The sequence below is a fragment of the Paenibacillus uliginis N3/975 genome, from assembly GCF_900177425.1.
Taxonomy (GTDB): Bacteria; Bacillota; Bacilli; order Paenibacillales; family Paenibacillaceae; genus Paenibacillus_AQ; species Paenibacillus_AQ uliginis.
Window position 1 is genome coordinate 1784298 of sequence record NZ_LT840184.1, and the last position, 25510, is coordinate 1809807.

36 protein-coding genes and 1 pseudogene are annotated in these 25510 nt (G+C 41.1%); 33 read left to right on the forward strand and 4 right to left on the reverse strand.

The features are described 5' to 3' along the window. Positions 1 to 8: 8 nt before the first annotated feature. From B9N86_RS08305 to B9N86_RS08395, 19 genes and pseudogenes are all read left to right on the forward strand, one after another. A complete protein-coding gene (locus B9N86_RS08305; protein WP_208918595.1) occupies positions 9 to 413 on the forward strand; it encodes a DUF1801 domain-containing protein in 405 nt (134 codons plus the stop codon). Next, a complete protein-coding gene (locus B9N86_RS30940) occupies positions 409 to 714 on the forward strand; it encodes an NUDIX domain-containing protein (RefSeq protein ID WP_208920166.1) in 306 nt (101 codons plus the stop codon). Before B9N86_RS08305 ends, B9N86_RS30940 begins: the two co-directional genes overlap by 5 nt. Continuing rightward, positions 711 to 1226 carry a GNAT family N-acetyltransferase gene (locus B9N86_RS08315; RefSeq protein ID WP_244563008.1) on the forward strand — a complete coding sequence of 172 codons (516 nt, stop codon included), beginning with the start codon at positions 711 to 713 and terminating at the stop codon, positions 1224 to 1226. Before B9N86_RS30940 ends, B9N86_RS08315 begins: the two co-directional genes overlap by 4 nt. Positions 1227 to 1477: 251 nt before the next feature. Further along, a complete protein-coding gene (locus B9N86_RS08320) occupies positions 1478 to 2059 on the forward strand; it encodes a histidine phosphatase family protein (RefSeq protein ID WP_244563009.1) in 582 nt (193 codons plus the stop codon). A 30-nt stretch (positions 2060 to 2089) separates the two neighbouring features. Beyond that, positions 2090 to 2539: a GNAT family N-acetyltransferase gene (locus B9N86_RS08325; RefSeq protein WP_208918596.1), complete on the forward strand. Its 450-nt coding sequence runs from the start codon at positions 2090 to 2092 to the stop codon at positions 2537 to 2539. 23 nt (positions 2540 to 2562) lie between these two features. Further along, entirely contained in the window at positions 2563 to 2940 is a 378-nt protein-coding gene (locus B9N86_RS08330) for a VOC family protein (protein ID WP_208918597.1), read from the forward strand. A 97-nt stretch (positions 2941 to 3037) separates the two neighbouring features. After that, the gene (locus B9N86_RS08335; protein ID WP_208918598.1) at positions 3038 to 3574 is read left to right on the forward strand and encodes a hypothetical protein; all 537 of its coding nucleotides are present in this window, start codon (positions 3038 to 3040) and stop codon (positions 3572 to 3574) included. A 45-nt stretch (positions 3575 to 3619) separates the two neighbouring features. Then, a complete protein-coding gene (locus tag B9N86_RS08340) occupies positions 3620 to 4396 on the forward strand; it encodes a Cof-type HAD-IIB family hydrolase (RefSeq protein WP_208918599.1) in 777 nt (258 codons plus the stop codon). A 132-nt stretch (positions 4397 to 4528) separates the two neighbouring features. After that, positions 4529 to 5053 carry a P-loop NTPase family protein gene (locus B9N86_RS08345; protein WP_208918600.1) on the forward strand — a complete coding sequence of 175 codons (525 nt, stop codon included), beginning with the start codon at positions 4529 to 4531 and terminating at the stop codon, positions 5051 to 5053. A 48-nt stretch (positions 5054 to 5101) separates the two neighbouring features. Continuing rightward, positions 5102 to 5467: pseudogene (locus B9N86_RS08350) on the forward strand (DinB family protein); the annotation flags it as partial. Between the two features lie 304 nt (positions 5468 to 5771). Further along, positions 5772 to 6212 (forward strand): NUDIX hydrolase, encoded by a 441-nt coding sequence (locus B9N86_RS08355; RefSeq protein ID WP_208918601.1) that lies wholly within the window; start codon positions 5772 to 5774, stop codon positions 6210 to 6212. Further along, on the forward strand, positions 6209 to 6388 hold the full coding sequence (locus tag B9N86_RS08360; RefSeq protein WP_208918602.1) for a hypothetical protein: 180 nt from the start codon (positions 6209 to 6211) through the stop codon (positions 6386 to 6388). The genes B9N86_RS08355 and B9N86_RS08360 overlap by 4 nt, the downstream gene beginning before the upstream one ends. A gap of 75 nt (positions 6389 to 6463) precedes the next feature. Continuing rightward, positions 6464 to 6805, forward strand: a complete 342-nt coding sequence (locus tag B9N86_RS08365; protein ID WP_208918603.1) for an HAD family hydrolase — start codon at positions 6464 to 6466, stop codon at positions 6803 to 6805. A 182-nt stretch (positions 6806 to 6987) separates the two neighbouring features. Next, positions 6988 to 7383: a VOC family protein gene (locus B9N86_RS08370; RefSeq protein WP_208918604.1), complete on the forward strand. Its 396-nt coding sequence runs from the start codon at positions 6988 to 6990 to the stop codon at positions 7381 to 7383. Further along, on the forward strand, positions 7380 to 7583 hold the full coding sequence (locus tag B9N86_RS08375; RefSeq protein WP_208918605.1) for a hypothetical protein: 204 nt from the start codon (positions 7380 to 7382) through the stop codon (positions 7581 to 7583). Before B9N86_RS08370 ends, B9N86_RS08375 begins: the two co-directional genes overlap by 4 nt. A 153-nt stretch (positions 7584 to 7736) precedes the next feature. Next, positions 7737 to 8177, forward strand: a complete 441-nt coding sequence (locus B9N86_RS08380) for a GNAT family N-acetyltransferase (RefSeq protein ID WP_208918606.1) — start codon at positions 7737 to 7739, stop codon at positions 8175 to 8177. Between the two features lie 122 nt (positions 8178 to 8299). Next, entirely contained in the window at positions 8300 to 8827 is a 528-nt protein-coding gene (locus tag B9N86_RS08385; RefSeq protein ID WP_208918607.1) for an SMI1/KNR4 family protein, read from the forward strand. 296 nt (positions 8828 to 9123) lie between these two features. Beyond that, positions 9124 to 9351 (forward strand): GNAT family N-acetyltransferase, encoded by a 228-nt coding sequence (locus B9N86_RS30945; RefSeq protein WP_425298578.1) that lies wholly within the window; start codon positions 9124 to 9126, stop codon positions 9349 to 9351. Positions 9352 to 9466: 115 nt separating this feature from the next. Continuing rightward, a complete protein-coding gene (locus B9N86_RS08395; protein ID WP_208918609.1) occupies positions 9467 to 9682 on the forward strand; it encodes a sulfurtransferase TusA family protein in 216 nt (71 codons plus the stop codon). A gap of 7 nt (positions 9683 to 9689) precedes the next feature. On the opposite strand, the gene B9N86_RS08400 is transcribed toward B9N86_RS08395, so the two are convergent. Next, the gene (locus B9N86_RS08400) at positions 9690 to 10574 is read right to left on the reverse strand and encodes a LysR family transcriptional regulator (RefSeq protein ID WP_208918610.1); all 885 of its coding nucleotides are present in this window, start codon (positions 10572 to 10574) and stop codon (positions 9690 to 9692) included. A gap of 149 nt (positions 10575 to 10723) precedes the next feature. Here B9N86_RS08400 and B9N86_RS08405 point away from each other — a divergent pair, with 149 nt between their 5' ends. The 5 genes from B9N86_RS08405 (at position 10724) to B9N86_RS08425 (ending at position 14401) form a co-directional block, all read left to right on the forward strand. After that, positions 10724 to 11413 carry a YeeE/YedE thiosulfate transporter family protein gene (locus B9N86_RS08405; RefSeq protein WP_208918611.1) on the forward strand — a complete coding sequence of 230 codons (690 nt, stop codon included), beginning with the start codon at positions 10724 to 10726 and terminating at the stop codon, positions 11411 to 11413. 71 nt (positions 11414 to 11484) lie between these two features. Beyond that, positions 11485 to 11712: a sulfurtransferase TusA family protein gene (locus B9N86_RS08410; RefSeq protein WP_208918612.1), complete on the forward strand. Its 228-nt coding sequence runs from the start codon at positions 11485 to 11487 to the stop codon at positions 11710 to 11712. A gap of 20 nt (positions 11713 to 11732) precedes the next feature. Continuing rightward, positions 11733 to 12293, forward strand: coding sequence for a YeeE/YedE thiosulfate transporter family protein (locus B9N86_RS08415; protein ID WP_244563011.1), 561 nt, complete (start codon positions 11733 to 11735; stop codon positions 12291 to 12293). A 184-nt stretch (positions 12294 to 12477) separates the two neighbouring features. After that, positions 12478 to 13701, forward strand: a complete 1224-nt coding sequence (locus B9N86_RS08420; protein ID WP_208918613.1) for an FAD-dependent oxidoreductase — start codon at positions 12478 to 12480, stop codon at positions 13699 to 13701. A gap of 133 nt (positions 13702 to 13834) precedes the next feature. After that, entirely contained in the window at positions 13835 to 14401 is a 567-nt protein-coding gene (locus tag B9N86_RS08425; RefSeq protein ID WP_208918614.1) for a DUF1697 domain-containing protein, read from the forward strand. 111 nt (positions 14402 to 14512) lie between these two features. Here B9N86_RS08425 and B9N86_RS08430 read toward each other — a convergent pair whose 3' ends face one another. The 3 genes from B9N86_RS08430 to B9N86_RS08440 are packed head-to-tail and all read right to left on the reverse strand — an operon-like array spanning position 14513 to position 17402. Beyond that, the gene (locus B9N86_RS08430) at positions 14513 to 15373 is read right to left on the reverse strand and encodes a sugar phosphate isomerase/epimerase family protein (RefSeq protein ID WP_208918615.1); all 861 of its coding nucleotides are present in this window, start codon (positions 15371 to 15373) and stop codon (positions 14513 to 14515) included. A 31-nt stretch (positions 15374 to 15404) separates the two neighbouring features. After that, positions 15405 to 16283, reverse strand: coding sequence for a sugar phosphate isomerase/epimerase family protein (locus B9N86_RS08435; RefSeq protein ID WP_208918616.1), 879 nt, complete (start codon positions 16281 to 16283; stop codon positions 15405 to 15407). Positions 16284 to 16343: 60 nt separating this feature from the next. Next, positions 16344 to 17402: a Gfo/Idh/MocA family protein gene (locus tag B9N86_RS08440; RefSeq protein WP_208918617.1), complete on the reverse strand. Its 1059-nt coding sequence runs from the start codon at positions 17400 to 17402 to the stop codon at positions 16344 to 16346. Positions 17403 to 17534: 132 nt separating this feature from the next. Between B9N86_RS08440 and B9N86_RS08445 the strand changes: the two genes are divergently transcribed. The 9 genes from B9N86_RS08445 to B9N86_RS08485 all read left to right on the forward strand — a co-directional run bounded on the left by B9N86_RS08445 (position 17535) and on the right by B9N86_RS08485 (position 25508). Next, complete coding sequence (locus B9N86_RS08445; protein WP_208918618.1) at positions 17535 to 18395, forward strand: helix-turn-helix transcriptional regulator; 861 nt, start codon at positions 17535 to 17537, stop codon at positions 18393 to 18395. 140 nt (positions 18396 to 18535) lie between these two features. Continuing rightward, positions 18536 to 19030, forward strand: coding sequence for a GNAT family N-acetyltransferase (locus tag B9N86_RS08450; protein WP_208918619.1), 495 nt, complete (start codon positions 18536 to 18538; stop codon positions 19028 to 19030). 259 nt (positions 19031 to 19289) lie between these two features. Continuing rightward, on the forward strand, positions 19290 to 19748 hold the full coding sequence (locus tag B9N86_RS08455; protein ID WP_208918620.1) for a GNAT family N-acetyltransferase: 459 nt from the start codon (positions 19290 to 19292) through the stop codon (positions 19746 to 19748). Between the two features lie 34 nt (positions 19749 to 19782). Next, on the forward strand, positions 19783 to 20412 hold the full coding sequence (locus tag B9N86_RS08460; RefSeq protein WP_208918621.1) for a pyridoxamine 5'-phosphate oxidase family protein: 630 nt from the start codon (positions 19783 to 19785) through the stop codon (positions 20410 to 20412). Positions 20413 to 20621: 209 nt separating this feature from the next. Next, complete coding sequence (thyX, locus tag B9N86_RS08465) at positions 20622 to 21278, forward strand: FAD-dependent thymidylate synthase (RefSeq protein ID WP_425298607.1); 657 nt, start codon at positions 20622 to 20624, stop codon at positions 21276 to 21278. 26 nt (positions 21279 to 21304) lie between these two features. Next, entirely contained in the window at positions 21305 to 22252 is a 948-nt protein-coding gene (locus B9N86_RS08470) for a GNAT family N-acetyltransferase (RefSeq protein WP_208918623.1), read from the forward strand. A 28-nt stretch (positions 22253 to 22280) separates the two neighbouring features. Further along, entirely contained in the window at positions 22281 to 22865 is a 585-nt protein-coding gene (locus B9N86_RS08475; RefSeq protein WP_208918624.1) for a DJ-1/PfpI family protein, read from the forward strand. Between the two features lie 245 nt (positions 22866 to 23110). Beyond that, positions 23111 to 24091: an aldo/keto reductase gene (locus tag B9N86_RS08480; RefSeq protein WP_208918625.1), complete on the forward strand. Its 981-nt coding sequence runs from the start codon at positions 23111 to 23113 to the stop codon at positions 24089 to 24091. A 70-nt stretch (positions 24092 to 24161) separates the two neighbouring features. Next, positions 24162 to 25508 (forward strand): LLM class flavin-dependent oxidoreductase, encoded by a 1347-nt coding sequence (locus B9N86_RS08485; RefSeq protein WP_208918626.1) that lies wholly within the window; start codon positions 24162 to 24164, stop codon positions 25506 to 25508. Positions 25509 to 25510 lie beyond the last annotated feature (2 nt).

The window sequence follows — 25510 nt, forward strand, 5'->3', positions numbered from 1 at the left end:
GTAACCTCATGCCAAAAATGACTGGCCACCAACAGGTCGTTGAATACTTGAAAAATCTTGAACATCCATTCAAGGAGGAAATAGTGGAGGTCCGAAAGATTATTTTAAGTGTTAATGATCAAATTACTGAACATATTAAATGGAATGCGCCAAGTTTCTGCTTTAATGGTGAAGACCGAGTGACCTTGAATTTACAAGGGAAAGGTTTTTTTCGCTTAGTTTTTCACTGTGGTGCTAAGAAAAAAGATCACGACGAGAGTGGACCTCTGTTCGAAGATAACACATGTTTATTAGAATGGGTCTCTGGTGATAGGGCAATTGTAAAAATATTAAATATGAGTGATTTGGTGGAGAAGAAAGACAAACTCAAAGAAGTTGTTGCTAGGTGGCTCGAAATGACGAGCTCATATTAGTGATAATTCTCCTGAGGAAACAGCAAGAAGAGAGGTTCGAGAAGAAACGGGATATGAATGTATAATCATTGCTCCGATACCGGGAGAGTTTGAATCGGACACATGTATCACCAAGTATTTTTTAATGAAGCCAGCGCCTAGAGTAACCGGTTATGATGAGGAGACTCAGGAAATAAGATGGTTCCATACGGAGGAAGCATTTGAAATAATTAATTTAACCAAAACAATCAAGAGTAGATGCAGAGATAGGGATGCTTTGATTAGTGCAATACAAATTCGAAAAAAGGTGCTGACGACGTGAAAATTCAAATTACAAGAATTAAAAAAGAACAACAAGAACTATTTTTAAATATGTACAATTTATATTTGTATGATTTATCTGAATTTACTGGTGAAGATCCGAAAGATGATGGGAAGTTTGATCCAACGAATACATATTTATATCTAGAACGGAATGAATTACATCCATTTTTCATCAATTATGATGGCAAAAACATTGGATTTATTCTAGTTTGTTCTCCTCCATTTGTATCAGAAGGGCTGGATTATACGATCCAGGAGCTATTCTTATTAAAGAAATATCGAGGGTTGAATTTAGCAGCAGAAGCCGTAAGTTTGGTTCTGGATCAATTCTCAGGAACAATTAAAATAGATCAATTGGAACGGAATAAGGCCGCGGTTGCATTTTGGAAGAAATATTATAAAAACGAAAATATAGAGTTTGTTGAGCAAGAAGAGTTGATTGAGATTGATGGACTAACAGGGAAGCATAAAACGATTTCGCAGGTGTTTGTTGTGCAAAAGAACGTTTAGTTATCTGTATTTCCTTCTTGATCAGAATAGGAGTAGGTAATCTTAAAGAATCTATTGCATGGTATCAACACAGTGGTATTAAATATCGTATTGCTGACATCTTTTCGCTCTATAATTATTGTATGTATAATTTATGGAAGTCAACTCAGACCAACACGACCCGGTCAAAGATAGGAGCTATCTAAGACCGGGTTGTGTCGTAAAAACCTGTGCAAGAAGAGGAGTGAACAACTCAAAGAGGCTGGTGATCAATGATGGAATTAGTCTTTATTCGTCATGGACAAGGTGAACATAATTTGAATGTTCCTGATCGATTAAATATTGAGCATCCATCTTTAACGGCTAAGGGTGAAATCCAGGTAAGGCAGTTAAAGGCTAAGTTTAACTTCAATTATGAGGATCTTTTTATTATTAGTCCCACGATAAGAACAATTGAAACTGCAAACATTCTAACAGAAAATCTTGATCAACCCATAAAATATATCAGTCCATTAGTAGGACCAAGAATGTTTCCACAGAATCCGAAATGGAGCAGATTGAAATGCGATGAACACTTACCAATAGAAAGAATTGAAAAGGAATACCATGAATTCGTTGTGATTGATGCAGCAAACCAAGAAGTATGGATTGATGGAATTAACGACAAAGAGGAAAAATTATTTAAAAAACTTGGAGATGGATTCATTACGTGGATAAAAGCTCAAGGTAATAGCCGAGTCTTTATAATCGCCCACGACGGAACTATAAATAGCTATAGGCAATTGTTGGGGGAAAAAGGATTAACGAGGACTGATTTTTTAGGAGCAGCAGGATATTATCAGGTCAATTTATAATAGGCTTTTTGCTGGAGGTAACGCTAGGATATGGATAAATTTATCTATCAAAAAGTGACTGATTTCAAGCCCGAAGATCTTGCCGAATTATTAGCTCAAAGTACTGCTGAAGGTTTTCGACATATCAATCGATTGATAAATGATTACATTACAGGAATTAATAGATTTCATAACGAAGATGAAGCATTGTTTGAATGTCGCTTACATAACAGGGTCATAGGAATATGTGGATTGAATAGAGATCCGTATTCTGAAGAAGTAATCGGAAGGGTTAGAAGACTTTATGTTCTGAAGGAATTTAGGAGATATGGTATTGGGAGAAGGCTTACAGAAGAAGTAATAAACACCGCAAAAAGTCATTATAGAAAGCTTGTATTAAGAACGGATAATCCTAATGCGAGTGAATTTTATAAGGCCCTCGGATTTAAGGAAGTTATGGACGATGAGAAAGTCACTCATTATCTAGAACTGATAATATAAATTACTCGAGAGAAGGTGCACATATGAATCAAGGATTTTCGCACTGCTTACAAATATTCCCGACACCGAATCTTAATAAGACAGCTCAATTTTATGAAGGGATTGGATTTAGGGCTGACTATTACCTTGAATCGGCTGAGCCTCATGTTTGTCTTTATAGGGATTCCATAGAGATCGTGGTAACCAAATCCAAGAATAATGAAATTATTCCGAATCGCATAAGCCATGGTTATGGTTACGACGCATACTTTGTTGCTTATGAGCAGAAGGCGTTAGAGCAAGAATTAATGGATTTAGGAATTAAGATAGTACGACCATTATCAACAACGGATTATAACAATCGTGAATTTGTATTCGAGGATATTGACGGGCGATGGATCGCAGTTGGGAACAAACTTTAAAGGATGTACCACATGGTTAAAGAACTTAATCTGGCAGTACGCCTTCTTTTAGAATTAGTTTTATTATTTTCACGTAGGATAGATCGGAGGGGGCGAAGTGAATCAACAATTTGTTGAAAACATAAGCGATATTATTTTTATTGAAAGGCAACAACTTTTTACCAGAGCAGATGCGGTTATTTATCATCCAGGCCACTTTCCTGAGTTAAATGAGCAGATATCTAATCTGTTTCATAAAGAAGGGTTTAATCATCTTTTTATCCCAAATGTATACAATAGTTTCTTACAGGCCAACGAATATGAATACCACACTCCTCTATTAGTTGAGCTTGATATACCAGCCGATATCATTCATCCCATAGCAGGAGAGTTTAATGATGGATGTGATGTTGTTATTGGTGCGGTTCAGCAACTAGACAAAGACATGAGGAATATTTTGTTGGCAGGCAAGGCGTTTTTCTGTAGACGATTCTTAATCTTGGCAACTCTTCACGCTGATTCTAATAGAATATTCGATGTATTACCGCTGTTGGATCATAGAGGAATTGACAAGGAAAACTGGTATAGAACAGATAAAGGGAAAGCAAGAGTTTTTAATGAAATGAAAGTGATCAATAGCATATTGAATGGATAGATATTGAGTAGTTATTGAGAAACACTAGGGAGGTTTGTTTACACAATGTACAAGGTTGTATTTTTTGATGTTGATGGGACCCTATTTAGTGAGATTGATAGAAGTATGCCCCTAAGCACGCTAGAAGCTATTAATAAACTGATTGATAAAGGAATCAAAGTGGTAGTTGCGACAGGCAGATCTTACAATCTCTGCGAAGAGCTTATAGCGATAGGGATTGATACTATTATTTCCGCTAACGGCGCGCTAGTAAAATGTAATGATGAAACGATTTATAAATCAGTGCTGACGACAGAAACGGTTAGGGAAATCACGGACTTTGCTACCCTAAATGGTCACGGCATTTCCTATTTTACGGAGCGGTATTCCATGAACGGTATAGGTTCTGATAATGAGCGAATTATGAGTGCCTTAAAAGAAACTTTGAGTCTTACAGAGTATCCTGAAAAAATGAGTTCTCTAACAGAACAGGTATACGGGATGTGTTTATATGCAGACGATAGTGAGGCTCAAAAATTCATAGACAAATTCCCTGCACTCAAGTTTAAGCGATGGCATGGCTACGTGATGAGCATATTTGAAGAAACAGAGGCTTCCAAATCGAATGCCATTAAGCAAGTACTAGAGCACTTCAACATCTCCAGGTCAGAAGCTATCGCTTTTGGTGACGGCGGAAACGACAGCGAAATGTTGGAATATGTAGGACTGGGGATTGCCATGGGAAACGCTGAGGAAGAGCTCAAACAAAAGGCTGATTTTGTTACCAAAAAGGCAAGTGAAGACGGAATCTCTTACGCTTTGAAAAAGTTTGGTGTGATATAAATCAAGTTGAGTAAGAGAACCGGGCCACATCACTACAGTTCGGATGAGGACCACTATAAGATTTTTGATGCGTTTTTCTATTGGGAAGATTAGATATTTGTTATTTATTATTGATCTAAGGAGTCGTTTTTTTTGAAAATACGGATTGTTGGTCCTTGTGGGAGCGGGAAATCTAGTTTAGCTCGTGAGTTATCTAAGGAATTTAATATCCCATACTATGAGATAGATAATATGATCTGGGATAGAAGTGAGGAAGATCTTAGATATCCTGAAGAAGTACGCAATGCAACATTTTTCAAAATAATTCAGTCTGAGTCATGGATCGTGGAAGGTGCGCAATCCAAATGGACAGGAGAAAGCTTCGGATGTGCGGACATCATCTTCATTCTTGTTCCTAACGTCTGGGTGAGAGATCATAGAATAATAAAGAGATTTATTAGATCACGAACAGGGATTGAATCATGGAATTATAAACAGACTTTCAGCAATCTAATAAAAATGATGGTTGAGTGGAATCATCGATATGACTTAGGAGAGGTATCAGAATTGACTCAAACCTATTCAAATAAGAGATTTTATATTAAGAACAAAAAGGATGCCATTAAACATATACAGGACTATATAGGTGCAGAACGTAAAGACAATGACATCGCATAGAAATACTTGTCCTTCAATACTTTTTAATAGGTCCGTGTTCCATACCGTCCAGATGGCTGGACAATTCAGCAAATCGTACATCATTTAGCCGATAATGACATGAATGCTTACTTACGTTTCAAAAGAGCATTAACTGAAGATGAACCTCTATCTGATTCTTATCGTGAAGATTTGTGGGCAGAATTGAACGATTACAGAGAAGTCCCCATCGAAACCTCAATTTCACTTCTTGAAATACTCCACAGTCGGTTTCTCATCTTACTCAACGGATTAAACCCAGAAGATTATAATCGAAATTTTAGAACTCAAGTACTTGGTAAAATCACTTTAGATACAGCTCTCCAGAGGTTTGTGTGGCACAACCAACATCATATGTCCCAAATCAATACATTTATTGACAGTAGGGGGTGGTAAGAACTTCATTATTAAAATAATGATCCTAAAGTTGTAATTTACCAGAAAGACTCTTGCAGGTCTCTTTTTATAGAAGGATAAGAATCAATCCTTTATATAGATTGAATTAAAGAGATAGATGTACTTCAACGGAGAAGGCGGAATTATTCTGGAGAAGCGCAGCGGTCGCCCGAAAGCTTTCCACAGGAAAGTTCGCATCGGAAGTATAAACTGTCACCGGATTTCAACAATTATACAAATCATATAATCCGCATTCGCAGTGGTGCTAAGGCTAAGAATAATAAGTGTAGAAAGGGTGAATCAAATGTTGGAATTTATTACGGAGGTGCCAAAAAATAAGCAGATAGGTGGAGTTCATTGCGTCCCGATCCTTGAGAATGGAGATTTGGTGATGGTATGGGATAAATATGAACAAGTATTAACGACAATTGGGGGTCGATTACAAGAGAATGAATCATTATTTGATGGTTTGAATCGAGAAGTTATGGAGGAAGCAGGGATAGAACTATCCGATGAAAGAACTCTTTTTGCAAGTTGGTATTGGAAAGAATTTGACGCTTATAGGCTATATTATTTAGCAAAAGTTAAGAATTTTGTTGAGCTGCCAAAAGGTTATGAAACGACCGGTTATGTCATCATGAATTTTGAAACAGCTATAGATATGATTAAGAAAATCGAAGGTAGAGAAGAACGGATTGAAGTCATTAGAAGAGCAGGGATTTTATCAGGCCAACTCGAATCATGAATAAACCACAGCTTGTGCTTGATATAGCAGGAGTAATAGTAACTAATCTGTCTCCTTCCTATTGGGAAGAGATTGCTCAGATTGCCGACATTTCGTATAACACAATAAAAGAATTATTTAAGCAAGAAGCTCGAGATGCATTATGGACTGGTAGAATGAGCGAGCAGCAATTTTGAGAATGGCTTACCTTGCATTGTCCGACAATTGAAACACAATATGCAAGGCAATTAGTGGATAAACATTTGAAGGTTTTGCCTGCTATAAAACATCTCGAACATTGGAGTCAGATCGCAGATATTCATCTGCTGAGCAACCACCGTCAAGAATGGGTAGTCGATCTTTTAAATCCGGTAGAACCATACATACAAACGATAACGATCTCTAGTGAGGTCGGTTTTTGTAAACCCGATATCTCGATCTATAACCTCGTTAATTCCCGGATCAATAGTGGGCTAGTCATTTATGTGGATGATCAAGAGAAAAACTTGGATACAGCCAGACATCTGGGGTGGATCACTATGATCGCAGATCAGGAAGGCAAGTGGACAGACGGGATAACCAATATATTAGAGAAACACAAAGAACTAAAGTAATAGAAGTACTTCAACGGAGAAAGCGGAATTATTCTGGAGAAGCGCAGCGTTCGCCTTTGTCCCTGGATTTCAACAATTTTATAAATACATAAAAGAAATCTGGGGGCAACAGTGATCGGAAGAATAATCCGCGTTCGTAGTGATGCTCAGGCTAAGAATTTAAAGGAAAAGGAGTAGTAAAAATGAATAATATTTTTCAACGAATTGATTGTAATTTCATACCCGTTTCGAATTTACAAGAATCAATAACATGGTATGTTGAAGTGTTTGGATGTACATTTTCTTGGGAAGAGGACACCGGGTATGCTGCTCTGCATGTATCCATACCATCTGAAGGAATCAACAAAGCACATGCAATGATCACCCTGACGGAAGCTGAAGATTTTAACCCTCTTTGTTTTTATAAAAATGGTGAGGTACATCCTTATATGAATTTCTACACTAAGGATATCGAAAGAGCTCATCAAGTGCTAACCGATAAGGGACTAAAGGTAGAACCCATTGTGGACGAGGGGAATCTTAAATTTTTCAACTTTTTTGAACTCAACGGACATTATATGGGTGTCTGTAGTTTTTGATTAAAAAAAATGCCCATTTGTTACATCCAGAATGGAATGATATAGATTTAACGAATTTTGATGCATTAGGGATCATTCAAGGCGTCGTTTTACCACATAGCAATCGTTATACAAATCAAGAAGAACGGTTATCGGAGTTTGAATTGCATGAAGAAGGCGAATTATTAAGAATCGCTGATGGTGAATTTTTGATATTATAGATTGAAATTTTGAAAGGAGTGATGTGATATGAGTAAGTCATCCATCCTGTTATTAAATGTTAAAAAGTTGAGAGTATTTCAGTGTCAGTTGCATAGTAAATCAGAGTAGAGGAATTTGCTAACAGATTTCTCTATTCAATAGGAGGAGTCTATTTGATTAGTTTAAGAAAAATTGATCGATCAAATTGGGAAGAATGCATTCATCTCCGTGTAAGAGAAGAGCAAGAACGATTTATGGCTTCAAATCTCTATTCCATCGCTGAGGTTCAATTTCTTCCTGGATTTATGACGAGAGCGATTATTCTGGATGATAAGGTAATTGGTTTCCTCATGTACGGTATCGACCCTGATGATCAGAATTATTGGATTTATCGATTTATGATTGATGATCAGTTTCAGGGAAAGGGCTATGGGAGAGCGGCAATGAACCTGTTAATACAACAAATAGAAGCGGCCGATAATCGAACAGAGGTAATCATGATCGGCTATAATTCTGACAATGAAGGTGCAAGAAGATTGTATAAGAGTGTAGGATTTGAAGAGATTGGCTTGGCTCCTTGGGGAGAGGAATTAGCAAGATACACCTATAAGTAGAAGGGGTCGAGGATGGTAATAGCTCTTCAGAGCAGCCCTTCGCACAATTAAGCCTGGAAATAGACCGTTACTACCAAGGGTGGTCTATTTCCAGGTCATCACTCTTACTAGGAGGGTAAGTTATGCTTAATGATGCTGAGTTGTTATGGAAGCGTATTATTGAAAAAGGAATAGGCATAAATGAAAATTTTGCAGAAGCATTAAATCTGCAGCCAGGTGCGAAGGATGAAGAATTCCAGCTGCTTGAGAACACGCTGGGTGTCATACTTCCTGAGCAAATGAAGGCTTTTTACAAAATACATAACGGCCAGGAATGGAATTTGGGGGTTGAATCTTTCGTGCGAAATCTGACACTCTCTCCTATTTCTCAAATTATTGATAACTGGCAGTTTCTGCAGGATGAATTTGATCCTGAGGATATGGAAGCAGATATAGAAAGCGGAATTAAGCCTTTTCTGTGGAATGCCAAATGGATTCCGATTGCAGAAAACGGTGGTGGCGATTATCTATGTCTTGACACAGATCCATCCGAAGCGGGGGTAACAGGTCAAGTATTATATTATTGGCACGACTGGGGAAAGCGATCTGTTGAAGCGAACAATCTTTTTGAATTTATCGGAGTTTGTATGAATGAAGATTTGCTCGAATGAAGATTTTGTCTTAAAGAGAGGGAGCTATGAAGAAAAAGTATGCTTTAACCTTTTTTATTCTATTACTCGTTTTAGTTGGTTGTAAGGCAGATAAAGATATTTCCTTCGATGATCGTAACATTAAGTTCAAATTAATTCATTCCAGCTCGGATAAGGAATCAAAATCATATGACATTGAAATAACCAACGCAGGTGAGATTGAAATTAGCTATTTACAGTTCTATTTGCACTTTGATTCATAAGAAATTTGGGGACAACAGCGATCGTAAGAACGATCCATCCACGTAGCGGCTTCATTGCTTAATGCAAGCACTGATTTTGGATTTGAGCCGCCTGATTGGAGAAGGCAAGGGGTGGCGAGGGCAACCATTATTGAAACCATGAAATTCCTAAGAGATGAGAAACAAAAAAGCGAAACATCTCTAGGTGTAGTGGGAAGCAATCAAGCAGCAATCCGATTATATAAATCACTGGGATATGAGTTAATCGATATACACTTGCTAATGGTTAAGGATATAGTATGAGGACCAATGAATAAATGAGGTCTAACTTTGCGGGAGGATCGACTATGTCTGCAGAACAAGATCATAAGAAGAGAGTGCTGGAAGTAGTTACCGTGAAACAGCGGGAGGGGGACATATGATTGAAATTGATTGTCTGGGTGAAATCTGTCCCGTCCCTGTTATGATGTTAAAAAAACATCGAGATGCGATCCAGAGCGGTGAAAAGGTCATGTTAGTCACAGATCATAGCTGTGCGAAAACAGCGATTGCTGATTATTGTCGTAGCTCCCATATGAAATGTTCCATTGATGAAGTGATCAACGGAGTATGGGAGATCATCATCGAAGTGTGATTGCGATTCAACACAATGTATCAATCAGTGTTTTTTCTATATATCGGAGTAGTTGCTTCGTGTCGTTATCACAACGTTGAGTCTGCTTTTTTATCATATAAACCTCATTGTATATTTGAAATTGATCAATATTTATAATCTTGAGCTGTTTACTATACAGCTCTTTTTTTATGGACATGTAGGGAAGAAAAGCGGCACCATGTCCTTTGACGGCTGCGAGTTTAACTGCTTCAATGGAGTCCAGATTATAAAGTATATTTAAGTTTAATTCCTGTTCAAGAGTACTATTTATGGCCTTATGAACACAGCAGAGCTGAGCCGACCAGATCAGCGGATAACGGGGAAGTTCGTTTAAATTAATCTCATCAGGACAAAGGGTTGAACCGCTTGTTACAAGCATGACCTTATCCGCGAACACCTTATAGGAACTCAATTCCGGATTGGATGAAGGTCCAGAAATAAACCCGATATCACCCTCTTCCAGCAGAATGCGCTCTTCGATCATGGAAGAGGAGCCTTCATTCAGAGAGATATGACATTGCGGAAATTGTTTCTTTACTTCATACAAAGTGCAGGGAAGGGCATAATTGCATACTTCCGGAATGGCGTAGATAGACAAACAATGTTGGCTCGGTTTCAAATGATTGATCTCCGTAATCATATCATCATACAATTTGCAGATTTGGGCTGCGTATTTCTCGGCAATGATCCCCGCATCTGTAAGGTTAGCCCCTTTATTGCTCCTGTGAAGAAGCTCCGTTCCGAGTGTGTTCTCCCAAGACTTCAATTGCTGGCTAAGTGCGGATTGGGTAAGGTGAGATTTCTGGGCAGCTTTTGATATGCTCTTTAGCGTAGCAATATCCAGAAATATTTTTAGCGATTCCAAATTCATAAATCATTCCTCCTGACGCTCCAAATTGAACATTGTAAGGTGCCATTAGAAAAACTTATACAGTATAAATAAAGCATATAACTACGTCCCTAATAAGTATGTTACTATTTTCACATAGTCAAGTGAATACAAATGTTGGGGGTGTAACCATGGGACAAATCGATCGTCCCGAAACGAAATCAACCCGAACCAGAGCACCGAGAAAACCTAAGAAAAGTCAATTGCCAATTGCTTTGTTGGTAACGGTCCTCGTCATTGTATTAGCTTTCTTCTTAAACCAGTACAACGACAAAATGGGTATCTACTTGCTCTTCGGTATTTCGTTTGGAGTTATTTTACAAAGATCCCGTTTCTGCTTCACCGCTTCAATGAGGGACCCATGTATTACAGGCAGTACTTCCGTTACAAGAGCTGTATTAATCGCATTTTCTCTTGCTACTATTGGATTTACAGCGATTAAATACTCAGCGTTTATGGATGGAAATCCGATTCCGGGCATGGGGAATGTCGGTCAGATCAGCTTTGCCTTGGTTATTGGGGCTGTATTGTTTGGTATAGGTATGGTTATTGCCGGGGGCTGTGCATCAGGAACCTTGATGCGTGTAGGGGAAGGGTTTACGATGCAGATGCTGTCACTTCTGTTTTTTGTCATCGGCTCACTTTGGGGAGCGCATGATATGGGCTGGTGGCGGGCACACGTCATTAAGGACTCGCCAGCTGTATTTTTGCCCGATGTGTTTGGATGGCTTGGTGCGTTAATTGTCCAGTTTCTAATTATTCTTCTGTTATATATCGCGGCAGTAAAATGGCAGGAGAAAAAGATGGGCAGCGCCGAATAAGTTTAGTCTTTTAAGTGAATATATTCACAATTGAAACAAACTAAAAAATAATGATAAAGGTGGTTATCAAGATGGCTGAATTTACACTTGATTGTATGGGAGAAGCTTGTCCGGTTCCGTTGATGAGAACAGAGAAGAAAATGGCTGAACTAAATGTAGGCGACGTTCTCATTGTATCCATAGACCATAGCTGTGCGATGAAGAATGTTCCAGAGTGGGCAAGAAAACAAGGACATAATGTTGAGATCGAAGAGATTGATGATGGCGAATGGGAAGTTGTTATTGAGAAGGCGAAATAGAATTCCGGGGAGAAAGGACGGTGAGTGAGGCGGTGAATGAATTCTGGTTAAAAATATCCTCTAACCGCTTTTACAAAAAGCTGCTGAAAGAGCCGTTAACTTATGTTACGGGAGCTGTACTTCTCGCTGTGTTTGCTACTGCTCATCTGGCCGTTTTCTCTAAAGGATGGGGAGTTACGGGTACATTTGCGGATTGGGGAGCATGGTTATATCAGCTTGTTGGCGGAAATGTTGATAACTGGTCTTACTTTAGCTCGGAAAAATCCCAAGAAACGCTATCCTCCGGGTTTCTGAACGATGGCGGATCAATTCGAAATCTGGGTATTATCGTGGGAGCATTACTAGCAACACTGTTTGCATCCGAGTTTAAGTTGAAAAAGATTAAGTCAAAAAAACAGGTTGCGGCTGCTGTTCTTGGTGGCTTGCTCATGGGATACGGCGCCAGATTGGCTAATGGATGTAATATTGGTGCACTGTTTACAGCGATTGCCTCTTTATCTCTTTCAGGGTGGATCTTTGGACTGTTCCTGTTTGTAGGTGCGTATATAGGCAGCAAATTATTAGCGAAGTTTTTTATGTGAAACCAAGAGTGAACCAAGATTTAGGGCTGACGCAAGTCAGCCTGTTTTCAAAATATAAGAAAGTATAAATTTCATATTGCATACTTGGCTTATATTTCTCGAAGAAACGCCGCCGACCTTTAAAAAGGACGACGAAGTCGTTTCTTCTTGTGATATCAAAGTCTGTACAAGAGGGGCGAAGGAAATGAATAAGAAAACGGAGCAATACGATGTTGTCATCATCGGCGGAGGAGCAGCAGGTTTGACTGCTGGTATTTACTGTGGACGTGCAAGACTGAGAACACTTTTATTGGAAAAATCTCTGGTAGGCGGACTCGCAACGTATACCAATGAAATAGAAAATTATCCTGGCTTTCCGGAAGGAACGACAGGTACGGAGCTCATGGGACTGTTTCATAAGCAGGCCAAAAAATTCGGCGTGGACTTTAAAATGACCGATGTCAAAGCGGTAAGTGTAACTGAGGATAAAAAAATAGTCGAAACCTTCCGGACGAATTATGAGTGCAAGGCGATCATCATTGCCTCGGGCGGTAAACCAAGGGTTACCGGTGCAACGAATGAGGATCAATTTTTATATGATAAAGGGATTTCTTTCTGTGCAACATGTGATGCGGCAGCCAATACAGGTAAAACCGTGATGGTTATTGGAAGCGGGGATGCGGCGATTGAAGAAGGGATGTTCCTGACCAAGTTCGCAGATAAAGTGATTGTGTCTGTCATGCATGATCATGGCAAAATGGATTGTAATGAAATCGCAAAAACCGAGGCGCTGGAAAATCCTAAAATGGAATTCATCTGGAATACGGTGGTGGATTCTTTTGAAGGGGAAGGTCATCTGGATAGTGTTGTACTTAAAAACTTAAAAACCAATGAACGGCAACCCGTCAAGGTTGATTCCTGCTTCTTGTTTATCGGATACACACCGAATACGGAAATACTAACCGGCGTCGTGGATATGAACCGGAACGGATATGTTCTTGTTAATGAAAAAATGGAAACGAACATACCTGGTGTTTTTGCGGCAGGAGATGTATGTGATAAGTTTCTTAAGCAAGTTGCTACTGCGGTTGGTGATGGTGCAATTGCAGGATATGGTGCAGAAAAGTATATTTCTGAATGTGAAATTTATGAGAACCAGATTCAGAATCATGGTCATCCTTCGGTTGTGTATTTGTGGAACGCTACGGATGCCGCATGTCGTGAATTGTTGCCCGTTATCGAAAAATTTGAGCAATCCCATTCGTCAGAAGTACGGGTTACGAAAGTGGATGTATATAAATCGCCCGGACTTGCTGCCAAGTTAAGCGTAGATTCTGTACCATCCATCGTCTATCTAGCTGACGGGAAAATTCAATCTGTAATCTCCGAAAATATAAATGAGGACGCTTTAAATCGACTTTTATCATAAATCTTATGTTTGGGTAGCGAAGCCTTTCCGGAATCGGAAGGGCTTTTTTGTTGTATAGTTTCTAGTCTTACATCTAGTGATTATCAGATATATAATCATGGAAGAATGAAAGAGGAGTAAGGGAGTGAGAGGTATGGCGATCTATATCGCGTTATTACGAGGGATTAACGTAGGCGGTAAGAATATGATCAAGATGGCTGAATTGAAAAAAATGTGTGAAGCTTTGGGTCTGAATCGAGTTCAGACGTATATTCAAAGCGGAAATGTTCTTTTCGAATCAACAGAAGAGGAGAGCACACTGCGGAAGATTATAGAGAATGAGATAGAAGCCGTGTTTGGATTTTCAGTCAACGTTATTATAAGAACTTCTGAGGAATTGAAAAAGATTGTCGCGGATAACCCTTTTTCAGAAGAAGAAGTTGCCGCAGCGGAAGCTTCGTCAGTGGGAGAGTGCTTATACGTCTCATTGCTGCAGGAAGAACCATCATCGGAAGGGATAGAAAAGCTAAGGGTTTATCAAAGCGATAACGAAGAGTTCCGGATAAATGGGCGAGAGGTATTTCTGTTATTTGGCCATAGCGTACGCAATTCCAAACTTGCAAACAATCTTCATAAGTTAAATGTCCCGGCGACGGTTCGCAACTGGAAAACAATTAACAAGCTCGTCACGCTAGCAAGTGCCATGGAGGAATCTCGGTGAAATGAAAATCCCCTTTTCGGTTAACAACCTCAAGGACATCTGAGCAGATGTGTCCTTGAAGTTGTCAGCCTCGAGGGGATTGTTAGTATCATTTATGGATGATGGAGTGTATTACACTTCGTTCCAAATGCGGTTTACATTGTCGAAAGCAATCTTGGTACCTTTAGTGCACTCTTCCATACCTTCATATTCAATCGACATGTAGCCGTCGTATCCAGACTGCTTCACGATGCGCAATATTTCATACATATCGAGGTCACCCTGTCCTGCAATAGCCCCACGAAGGTAGTTACCGCTTGTGCTGGTGAACCAGCCTTCCCCTGGGTTACGGTACGATGGACGGATATAGAAATCCTTAATGTGAACCATCGAAGCGTATTTCAAGTTGTTTTTCACGGCGGATACCGGATTTTCGTCTACACATACGAAGTTGCCGACATCCAGTGTCGTCTTGAAGTTAGGCCGATCTACCGCATGAATCAGAGATTGTACACGGTCGCTGGCTTGAACATAGTATCCATGATTTTCTACGCTGGTTGTAATGTCATACTGCTTCGCGTGATCGGCAATTCGGCGGCAAGCGTGTGCGATCCTTTCCAAATCCTTGTTAAAGTTAGCAATGGATGTATCCGGGCGGGAAGCTACATCATGACGCATCAGCTTAGCGCCAAGGCGGTTAACACGATCTACTTCGCTTATAACACGGGCAATTTCCGCTTCATACTGCTCTTCCGTTTCTGTGATGAAGTTAGCCCCAATTGCGTAATTGGAAATATCAATGCCTACAGATTTGGCCTTCTCTACGATTTGCTCTTCGAGTTCGGGATTCACATCAAAGTCGAAACCGAGTTTTGGCACAATTTCAATATGCTGGGCACCAATCTCGGCTGTCCACTCAATCACTTCCGCGATGCTCATTTTTTCCGCATGCATGGCTTGAAATAAACTATAAGAACTAATTCCTAACTTCATGCTGATTGCTCCCTTCAGATGTTAGTTTCATTTAGCCTCGATAAGATTTGATGAAATCAACGGCTTTACGGATATCTTGTTCCGGATTGCTGCCGACTTCTCTTTCGATGGTTAAGTAGCCGCCATACCCGATTTCTTGAAGTGCTGCAAAATAGGCTGGAAAATCCACTTTTCCCTCACCCAGCGGTACTTCTTCAAATGCGGCACCGGAGGCTGCCATCTCGGCAATCTTCTCGTGATCCATCGCTCCGTATCCGAGAAAACCGTATACGTCTCTAGGATCAACCGGGCGAATACGCTTTCCGTCCTTGACATGGGTGTGAACCAGATAATCTTTCAACAGCTTAACGCCTTCTACAGGATCATCGCCTGTAACCATAACCATGTTGGCAGGGTCAAAGTTGACTGAGACGCCGTTCGTGCTCAGCGTATCCAGGAAACTTTTCAAATGTGCAGCCGGTTCTGGTCCAGTCTCAATGGCGAAGTAGGCATTCATGCTCTTTGCATATATACCAAGTTCGTCACAAGCCCGCTGCATGGCGTCATAAATACGGCCGCTTCTATCGTCAGGAACGATACCGATATGAGTGGTCACGACGGAACTGCCAAGTTCTACAGCCAGATCAAGGATGCGCTTGGATTTTTCTATTTTCTCAGGGTTAGCTTCAGCATCCTGGAAGCCATGTCCAGCCAAGTCACCGCAAAGAGCAGAAATCTCTAGTCCTAGTCCGTCAATGTAGCTGAGAAGTTCTTTGCGTTTGGTTGGCGAAAGGGTTGCAGGATCCATCTCGCCGGATACGGCGTAGATTTGAACGCCATCGGCTCCAACTTCTTTTGCTTTTTTTAGGCCTTCCATAACGCCTACTCCGAAGCTATCTACAATAACACCAATTTTGTTATTCAAATTCATAACGGCTTTAGCCTCCTAAGTATAAGAGATAGTGTGAATTACTTCGTGATCAAAAGTCGACTAGAAGTGGATTTCGATTCCTTCTGCGGCGGACTTATACACAGCGTTCAGGATTTTTATCATTTCCACTCCGTCTTCTACAGGGCAGTTGGTTTCGATGATTCCGAGACAGCTATCGACAAAGTGATTGATCTCATTATTGAAGGCTCCTTGGAAATCAAAGCCCGGTGATGTGATCTGAGGATCAATATTAATGATCGTGTTATGACGTTCTGTAACGATAGACAGCTCCGGCTCAATTTCAGCGCCACCTTTGTCACCATAAATGTTAATTTGACTGGATTCTTTTTTGGCATGAAGAGAGAAGCTTACATCAACCATAATGGATGCTCCATTCTCAAAACGAATGAGTGCATTCGCCATATCTTCAACCGTATTGAAAGATGCGTCATAATCTGCAGCTTGATAGAAGTCAAAATGTTCAATATTAGAGCGGTTTCCAAGCTTGTTGTATGTATTACCGCTTACGGATTTCACTTTAGGTCTGCCCATCAGATACCAGCAGAGGTCAATGACGTGCACCCCGATATCAATCAATGGTCCTCCGCCAGAACGTTCTTTATCAGCGAACCATCCACCCGGATTGCCGAGACGACGGATCAAGCTGGCTTTAGCAAAATAAATTTCCCCGAGATCGCCTGCATCGATAAACTTCTTCAGTACAGAAATGTTGGACGCATGACGGCGCACATAACCAACCTGAAGGAATTTGCCTGTTTCACGTACAGCTTGCTCAACTTGAAGAGCTTCATCTACTGTTTTGCACAACGGCTTCTCACACAGAACGTTTTTGCCTGCACGAAGCGCAGCGATACTGATTTCGGCATGGGTATTGTTCCAGGTACAAACGCTGACTGCATCTACTTCGGTGTTTGCCAGCAGCTCATGATAATCGGTGTATACGTGAGAAGCGTTATATTTTTCAGCCTTTTCGCGGGCTCTGTCCTCTTTCAAATCACAGACAGCAACCACCTGCACATTAGGATTATTTTGATAAGCTTGGAAATGACATTCAGAGATCGAGCCGCAGCCAATTACACCAATTTTCACTTTGCTCATGTTTACGCTTACATCCTCTCTTTATCTACGCCGTAGAACTGCTATATAATGCGATATTTACAACGCAGATATGTTATATTTATTCAAGTAAGTACAATTTAACATAGTTGTTTTAAAGGGAGAATGTGCAGGATGACAAAATACATGGATTATATGATCAGTTCTCATCCCATTCGAGTCTTTAACCCAATGATCGATTCCAGCAAGCAGAAGATCAAGTCGCTGACGGTTATAAATGCGGGTCATTTGCCAGGCAGAACCTTACAGAGAAAGGATGCCAAATTCCACAACTGGGCGTTTGTCATGATCACAGGCGGGAGTGGTTATTACCAGGTGAATGGTGGAGAAATACAGAAGGTAGAGGCAGGAAGCTGGTTTTGTCTGTTCCCCGGCGCATCGTTTGATTATGGACCATATACCGATGGGCACTGGGATGAATATTATTTTACCGTGGACGGTTACAGAGTTATCGAGTGGCTGGAGCACTGGCTTCCTAATCCGGAAATGATCAAAAAGGCTACATTTGACGATTCACTCATCCATCGGATGGAAATGATGTTTATGCTGATTGATAGTGGAGTTCCCAGCAATATGGACCGCGCTGCATTAATTTTGGAGGCCTTCCTCTATGATCTCGTATCCCAATCGGACCGCAGCGAGTTGAACAACCGGGAAAGCTTCGTGGTAAAAGTGATCGACGATATTTCGCAGTCATTATATATGAAGCAGGAACCTGCAGATATGGCTTCGAGACATCATATTTCTGTTTCCACACTCCGCAGAATTGTTCATGAGTATACCGGTTATCCGCTCAATGAATTTCTGCACCGGCTTAAAGCAGCCGAAGCGAAAAATATTTTGCTCAACACAGAATTGACGGTCAAAGAGATTGGCGAAGCTCTCGGGTATAAAGACACATTTTATTTCTCTCGAGTGTTCAAACGAATTACCGGTGTCTCTCCAAGGATCTACCGCGATAGGGTCGGGCAGTAGACGATAGAATGATTTTTGCTGGATCAGGGCAATGGTTCGTGACTATGTAATAAAGGGATACAGGAGCGAATAAGATCCGACTAAGGTACTATCCATGGTCGGGTCTTGTTGTATATAGTTGGGAGGATAGAGTTCAGAATATGAATCATTTTAAAGAGATTACAACAAGTAGACTTTTACTAAGAGAGCTAAGTTTGAGGGACGCGGAGTCGGTCTTTAGACATTTTTCCGATCCAGAGGTAACCCGGTTTATGGATATAGACCCTTGTGAAAAACTTGAAGAAGCCGAGGAGATTATCCAATTTCATATGGATGATTCGGGTTGTAGATATGGATTGTTTATCAAGTCGAGTGGTGAGTTAGCAGGAACTTGCGGATATCATTGTTGGGTGAAAGAAGTTCCTTCGAGAGCTGAAATCGGATTTGATCTGTCTAGTTCATATTGGGGACAGGGTTTCATGCAGGAAGCCCTCGTTGAAATTCTGAAACTTGGATTTGATGACATGCAGCTTGATATCATCGAAGCCACTGTTGAACAAGACAATATCCGATCTCAGAAACTATTGACTAAAATGAATTTTACAAGAGAAGAGGAACTAAGAGACGGCCTTTACTACTATACTTTAAAAAAATAGACGGAACTGAGTAATCCAGTTGGTGAAGCAAGAAAGGAAAGGAGGTTAGCATATGATTAAAGGAATTATCTTTGATCTGGATGGTACCTTACTTGATCGAGACAGGTCATTAAAGGGATTTTGTAGGAAATCAATATGATAGAATTACAGGTCTTACAAGGCACGAATAGAGGGAAACTACACATAAATTGATAATAATATCCCAGAGAATACATCATGGGGAAATGTTATATTATACCTATAAAAAGGGGCGAAAAAGATGAGTGAGTTGTTCATTGTCAGAGAAGCTACGATTGAAGATTTAGACGGGATAGCTGTTTTATTTAATCATTATCGAACATTTTACAAGCAAGATTCTGATCTGGAGGGTGCCAAGGCATATCTGAGTGAACGATTTGAACAGCGAGAGTCCGTTATATTTACGATCATCGACAAGTCATCGGATCAATATGCCGCATTTACGCAGCTGTATCCTTCTTTCTCATCTATATCCATGCAGAGATCTTGGATTCTGAATGATCTGTATGTACATGAGGATTACCGCAAGCAAGGAGTAGCGCAATTATTGTTAGATGCAGCCAAAAGCTATGCCCAAGAAACGAAATCGAAGGGTCTATCTCTTTCTACAGCAGCAGATAACGTTATAGCACAGAGACTATATGAGAGAAATGGATATGTGAAGGACGAGGAATTTTTCCATTATGATTTAAATGTATAGACGGGATAAAAAGTAATAGAGGAGGATAACGAATATGCATCAACCATTTCATGAGAATGAGAGAATAACGAGTGAGGAAGAGCTTCGGGAAATGTTAGGTTACCCAAGTCCACTGGTCGTGAAAAAAACGATCGATCACATTGACAGTCATGCGATGAACTTTATTCGGCAATCGCCAATCATTTTTATATCCACCTCAGATGTTTCAGGGGCTTGCGACGTTTCTCCGCGTGGTGACGCCGCCGGATTTGTCCATATGATCGACAGTAAGCATCTGGTTATTCCTGAACGACCGGGAAACCGCCGCATGGATTCTATATTAAACATTCTAAGTAATCCTTACATCGGAATTGTATTTGTGATTCCACAGATTGAAGAAACATTAAGGGTCAATGGGAAGGCATGTGTTACTAAAGATAAAAATATTTTGGAGTCCATGATGGCAAACGGAAAAATACCATCAGTCGGAATCGGTGTAACGGTGGAGGAATGCTACATACACTGTGCTAAGTCTTTCAAAAGATCAAAGCTATGGGATCACGAAAGCTGGCCAGATCGAAGTACATTACCTAAGCCTTCAGAAATCTTGGCAGCCCATACTGGAGCAAGAGAAGAGGATGTCCGGAAGTCGTTGAAGGAATCTTACGAGAAGAGATTGTACTAAGTTTGGAGGAGCATTTTGAACAACAAAGAGCAATCAACCTGTTTCTTAGTACTATTGATGATGAAGAAAATAACCTGAAGAAGTGGTCCGAGTAGTAAAGGAGTATATAAGTACAGTAGTCTGAGGAAATACAATCACAACATAAGGGGTAGATACTATTGTCATTTCTAAATGTATTGGATAAGGGATATGTTCGGCTAGTAAATCATATGGGATCCGATTTGACTGTTGTAAACGCTGCACGAGTTTCTTATGCGAAGGAATCAGATGAACTTAACGAAAAAGACATTAAACTCATAAAGTTTCTGGCTAGAGAAGGCCATACGTCGCCATTCAGGCATGTGCTTGTACAGTTTGAAATATATGCTCCATTAATGGTAGCGAGACAGTGGTGGAAATATGTGATTGGCTCGGCTCATTTTGAAGGTACCGGTGATAGTTTTGAGGCTTGGAATGAATCAAGTCGGAGATATATTACGGAGGAACCAACATTTTATATTCCGGCATCAGGAGAATGGAGAAGCAAACCGGAAAATTCTAAACAAGGCAGTGGAGAAATTCTAGATGAAACGGTTGGAATGAAACTTACATCCGAATTGTTAGAATACATAGACTCAGGAATTCAAAAATATGAAGCTGCATTAAACAACGGGGTATGTGCAGAACAAGCTCGGTTGTTTCTGCCTGCCTATGGAATGTATGTCAGATGGTACTGGACCGCCTCACTTCAGTCCGTGTGCCATTTTCTGAATCAAAGGCTTGAACATGATGCGCAGAAAGAAATACAGGATTATGCAAAAGCTATATTAGAGCTAATCAAACCACTGTACCCGCATTCAATAGATGAATTAATAGAGCTTGGCTAGAAAAGGCGAACCAAAGGAGAACAATCATGTATCAACTCATTCAATGGTCCAGCGACCAGCAGAAATACCAGTTATCCGAAGAATTCTACTTGATCAAAGCAGATAAGGAAGAATGGGGCATTTATAGCTCGGTTTATTACAACTCTGAATATAACGGTTTTTTTAAGGAAGACGTGTATGATTTTCATCTACAAAGAGACCCGTTCTGGATTTATAAAGGTGAACAAAGGATAGGGGGAGTCGTAATTGCGCCCAATGTCTTATATTTATTGTTTTTCATTCCTCCGTTTCATGAAGAGTTTCAAGTTGTTACTTTACTGAAAAAAGCATTGCTTAGATGGTCAGATCCTTCGAAACCTATTATAGTTTATGAAATTTTGCAGGATCATGTGGATTTCTTTGCACGGGCAGGGTTTTGGCCTGATGAATACAGGTGTAAGTGGATGCAGCGCCCAACAGAAATGTATGCTTTGAATTGGGATGAAGATCTGATTGCTCTAGAGCCACAGCTTGTAGCTGAGAATGGTGATGCAAAAAAACTAGTAAACACTCAGGACATAGAACATTTTTTCTACCAATGTAATATGGGCAGCATTGATGCTATTAGACGAAAGCAGGAGTCAGCGGATTGTTATAAGGACATGATTAGCTCCTACGCTTATCAAACCAATGAATTAACTTTAGCAGCTTCTACGTTAGTTTATGATCGGCAAAGTAATCGTCTTGTAGGAGCCTGCTTAGTTTCGTGGGAAGGTTATTTTCCAGCTATATATAATATAGGTGTTCTTCAAGAATATCGAGGTAGGGGATTAGCTACGAATATGTTGAAAAAAGCGCTAACCATGTTAAAACCCCATTATCCAATACTGAGATTATATGTGATGCAAGGGAACTCTGCCGAGTCTGTGTATTATAATTTAGGCTTTAAACCAGGGCTATTAGAAGTTCAAAGGTTTCACCTGACAACCAAATAAAAAGCAGCCTTTTAAAGGAGGAATTACGGTGAAGATCGGGTTTATTCTTTTTAACGATATTACGTTTTTAGACTTTATTGGTTTTTATGATGTCATTTACCGGTTAAATCTTTTTGAACAAACCAAGGGAACGACGTGGGATATTTGTGGGCTAACGGAAGAAGTTACGGATGAATTAGGGCTGACCATAAAAGTGAATAAAATTAAGCCGGATTTGTCTCAGTATGATATGGTGTTCATTCCTGGGGGAATCGGGACGAGAAAGTTACGGTATGATCCGGAGTTTATCGATTGGTTGAGATCAGCCGAGCCGTGCAAATATAAGGTGTCCGTATGTACAGGTTCGCTGTTATGGGGTGCCGCCGGATTTTTGAAAGACAAAGCTGCAACAACACATCCAAGGGCCTATGATCTGCTTGAACCATATTGCAAGGAAGTTATTCAATCCAGAATTGTCAAAGACGGCAATATCATTACAGCAGGCGGAGTAGCTACCTCCATCGACTTGGGGTTATACCTGATCAAGTTATTTGTAGGGGAAGATGGAGTGGTACAGGTCAAGAAGCAGATCGATTATCCTTATGAAGCAGAGGGCATTGTGGAGGTTAATTGAAAGCTTAAACTCTCATTTTTATATCAGGTGGGGGCAAGCCTCAGCTTTCCTTCTTTAAAAAATGGTTGACGACAAAAAGTGTCAATGCTATACTCCACTTAACTTATCGGAATTATAAGTTAAAGAAACAATTTTAGTTTTATTATGTTTACTCTAAATAAACTCATTCTACCGGACAGCCGGAGATGCATCTTCTCGATTGAGATGTATTTCTGGCTGTCTTTTTTTAAGGAGGCTTCAACAAGATGCAATACAGAACACTTGGAAGAACAGGAGTTAAGGTCTCCGAAGTAAGTCTTGGGACGATGGCATTTGGCCGTTGGATTGATGAACAGGCTTCGGCCAGGGTGCTTGATCAGGCACTGGGCATGGGTATCAATCTGGTGGATACGGCAGATGTTTATGGCAAGGGCATGGATAATGGCAGCCTATCTCAGCTCGGGGAGTCGGAGACGATACTAGGCAACGTATTAAAAAACAGACGTCATGACATTTTGCTGGCAACCAAACTGCATAATGTGATGGGTCCGGGAGTGAACGATCAGGGACAGAGCCGGTATCATATTTACCGTGCGCTGGAAAGCAGTCTTGAGCGTCTTCAGACGGATTATATCGATCTGTATCAGGTACACCGTTTCGACCCCCATACGCCACTTGAAGAAACACTTCAGGCGCTGGATGATCTCGTCAAAGAGGGGAAGATCCGTTATATCGGTTGTTCTAACTATGCCGCGTGGCAGCTTGCCAAGGCGCATGGAATAAGCGCACTCTATCATTTGCGCCGCTTTGAGAGTGTGCAGCCAGAGTACAGTCTGATTACCAGGGGAATAGAACAGGAACTGATTCCTTTTGCACAATCTGAGCAGGTGGGGGTTATTGTGTACAGTCCGCTTGGAAGAGGGATTTTGTCAGGAAAATATCGATTCGGTGAAGCCCCGCCTTCGGAATCGCGTTTGGCTGCAGGAGAGCAGCGATTACAAGCACTGTTAAATCAAAAACATGCGTTAAAGATTGTTGATATCATTCGTCCCTTGGCGGAGAAGCGTGGTTGGAGCCTTCCTCAGTATGCTGTGAATTGGGTGTTGAGTCGTCCTGGTATTACATCTGCCATCGTGGGTGCTTCGAAACCTGAGCAACTACAGGAGACGCTTCGATACTCAGATGAGCGGCTGGACTCGGAAGAATTAGCCGAGATTGACCGCCTTTCCATTGAGAGGCTTGAATAGCACGGCAGAGTAACTTCTGTTCATCCTAACATTTTTTCATACAACTATTACATACAGGAAGGTGACTAGAATGAGTTCACAACAGCAACAACGTCAATTGCATCTGGGGTTATTTTTGTTCGGAACGGGCTATCATCCCGCCGGGTGGAGACTTCCAGAAGGGCGCACGGACGGTGCATACGATCCACATTTCTTAAAGGAAATTGCGCAAAAACTGGAGCAGGCCAAATTTGACTTCTTCTTCCTTGGAGACCGTCTGGCAACGAGTGCAGACATGCAGTATTTATTCCCGTCCCAAATGAACCGTCTGGAGCCGTTTACGTTGCTGTCCTATTTGGCGGCTGTGACAGAGAAAATCGGCTTGATCGGCACGGTGAACACGACTTATGCCGAGCCCTATAATATCGCCCGCATGACGGCTTCTTTAGATCATTTGAGTGGAGGAAGAGCTTCATGGAACGTAGTGACAGGATCGGATCCTAGAGCGGCCCAAAACTTTAGTCGCGAGAAGCACTGGGACAATGCCAAAAGGTATGACTATGCCGAGGAGTTCATTGAAGTGATAAGCGGGTTGTGGGATACGTGGGAGGATGATGCCTTACCACGGGACAAAGAATCAGGTGTTTTTGCGGATGGCAGCAAGGTGCACGAGTTGAATCACAGTGGCGAGCATTTCTCTGTAGCAGGTCCGCTCAATGTAGCTCGTCCGATTCAAGGACAGCTCCCGTTAATTACAGCAGGTACATCTCGACGCAGCCAATTATTGGCGGCCAAATACTCTGATATGGTGTTCACCGGTACGAATGATAAGGAGGTAGCACAGGCTTTTTATAAAGAAGTGAAGAGCAAACTGCGTGAGTTTGGCAGAACGGATTCGGATCTGAAAGTGCTGCCTGGTCTCGTGCCGATTGTTGGCAGAACGGATGAAGAAGCCAGAGCCAAATACAATGAATTGAACAGTCTGGTCGTCACGGACTATGATCTTAAGCCTTTATCCGATAAATTGGGGATCGATCTGACGGGCATTGATCTGAACGCTCCCCTGCCGGATTTATCTTCATCAGAAGCAGCACTCCATTGGGCTGAGCTGGCAAGAAGGGCAAATGGGCGGGAGGATATTACGTTACGGGATTTATTCTACTTCTTTACCGTGACCGTGAGAGGACATCTGCTTGTCGTAGGAAGTGCGGAGCGGATAGCCGACCTGATCGAAGAATGGTTCGTTGATGAGGCGGCAGATGGTTTCAATGTATGCCCTCCGTACATGCCTGGCGGATTGGATCTGTTTCTGGAACTCGTCGTGCCAGAGCTTCAACGTAGAGGTATATTCCGGACAGAATATGAAGGGAGCACATTCCGGGATCATCTTGGTTTGGGGCGACCGGAAAATCGCTTTGAGCTTCAACTCAAGGGGTGAAC

Excerpts from the sequence above, each read along its gene's own strand:
- B9N86_RS08305 (WP_208918595.1), top strand. The coding sequence starts at position 9 with ATGCCAAAAATGACTGGCCACCAACAGGTCGTTGAATACTTGAAAAAT.
- B9N86_RS08320 (WP_244563009.1), top strand. The coding sequence starts at position 1,478 with ATGATGGAATTAGTCTTTATTCGTCATGGACAAGGTGAACATAATTTG.
- B9N86_RS08325 (WP_208918596.1), top strand. The coding sequence starts at position 2,090 with ATGGATAAATTTATCTATCAAAAAGTGACTGATTTCAAGCCCGAAGAT.
- B9N86_RS08330 (WP_208918597.1), top strand. The coding sequence starts at position 2,563 with ATGAATCAAGGATTTTCGCACTGCTTACAAATATTCCCGACACCGAAT.
- B9N86_RS08340 (WP_208918599.1), top strand. The coding sequence starts at position 3,620 with ATGTACAAGGTTGTATTTTTTGATGTTGATGGGACCCTATTTAGTGAG.
- B9N86_RS08355 (WP_208918601.1), top strand. The coding sequence starts at position 5,772 with ATGTTGGAATTTATTACGGAGGTGCCAAAAAATAAGCAGATAGGTGGA.
- B9N86_RS08360 (WP_208918602.1), top strand. The coding sequence starts at position 6,209 with ATGAATAAACCACAGCTTGTGCTTGATATAGCAGGAGTAATAGTAACT.
- B9N86_RS08370 (WP_208918604.1), top strand. The coding sequence starts at position 6,988 with ATGAATAATATTTTTCAACGAATTGATTGTAATTTCATACCCGTTTCG.
- B9N86_RS08385 (WP_208918607.1), top strand. The coding sequence starts at position 8,300 with ATGCTTAATGATGCTGAGTTGTTATGGAAGCGTATTATTGAAAAAGGA.
- B9N86_RS08395 (WP_208918609.1), top strand. The coding sequence starts at position 9,467 with ATGATTGAAATTGATTGTCTGGGTGAAATCTGTCCCGTCCCTGTTATG.
- B9N86_RS08400 (WP_208918610.1), bottom strand. The coding sequence starts at position 10,574 with ATGAATTTGGAATCGCTAAAAATATTTCTGGATATTGCTACGCTAAAG.
- B9N86_RS08405 (WP_208918611.1), top strand. The coding sequence starts at position 10,724 with ATGGGACAAATCGATCGTCCCGAAACGAAATCAACCCGAACCAGAGCA.
- B9N86_RS08410 (WP_208918612.1), top strand. The coding sequence starts at position 11,485 with ATGGCTGAATTTACACTTGATTGTATGGGAGAAGCTTGTCCGGTTCCG.
- B9N86_RS08420 (WP_208918613.1), top strand. The coding sequence starts at position 12,478 with ATGAATAAGAAAACGGAGCAATACGATGTTGTCATCATCGGCGGAGGA.
- B9N86_RS08425 (WP_208918614.1), top strand. The coding sequence starts at position 13,835 with ATGGCGATCTATATCGCGTTATTACGAGGGATTAACGTAGGCGGTAAG.
- B9N86_RS08430 (WP_208918615.1), bottom strand. The coding sequence starts at position 15,373 with ATGAAGTTAGGAATTAGTTCTTATAGTTTATTTCAAGCCATGCATGCG.
- B9N86_RS08435 (WP_208918616.1), bottom strand. The coding sequence starts at position 16,283 with ATGAATTTGAATAACAAAATTGGTGTTATTGTAGATAGCTTCGGAGTA.
- B9N86_RS08440 (WP_208918617.1), bottom strand. The coding sequence starts at position 17,402 with ATGAGCAAAGTGAAAATTGGTGTAATTGGCTGCGGCTCGATCTCTGAA.
- B9N86_RS08445 (WP_208918618.1), top strand. The coding sequence starts at position 17,535 with ATGACAAAATACATGGATTATATGATCAGTTCTCATCCCATTCGAGTC.
- B9N86_RS08450 (WP_208918619.1), top strand. The coding sequence starts at position 18,536 with ATGAATCATTTTAAAGAGATTACAACAAGTAGACTTTTACTAAGAGAG.
- B9N86_RS08455 (WP_208918620.1), top strand. The coding sequence starts at position 19,290 with ATGAGTGAGTTGTTCATTGTCAGAGAAGCTACGATTGAAGATTTAGAC.
- B9N86_RS08460 (WP_208918621.1), top strand. The coding sequence starts at position 19,783 with ATGCATCAACCATTTCATGAGAATGAGAGAATAACGAGTGAGGAAGAG.
- thyX (WP_425298607.1), top strand. The coding sequence starts at position 20,622 with ATGGGATCCGATTTGACTGTTGTAAACGCTGCACGAGTTTCTTATGCG.
- B9N86_RS08470 (WP_208918623.1), top strand. The coding sequence starts at position 21,305 with ATGTATCAACTCATTCAATGGTCCAGCGACCAGCAGAAATACCAGTTA.
- B9N86_RS08480 (WP_208918625.1), top strand. The coding sequence starts at position 23,111 with ATGCAATACAGAACACTTGGAAGAACAGGAGTTAAGGTCTCCGAAGTA.
- B9N86_RS08485 (WP_208918626.1), top strand. The coding sequence starts at position 24,162 with ATGAGTTCACAACAGCAACAACGTCAATTGCATCTGGGGTTATTTTTG.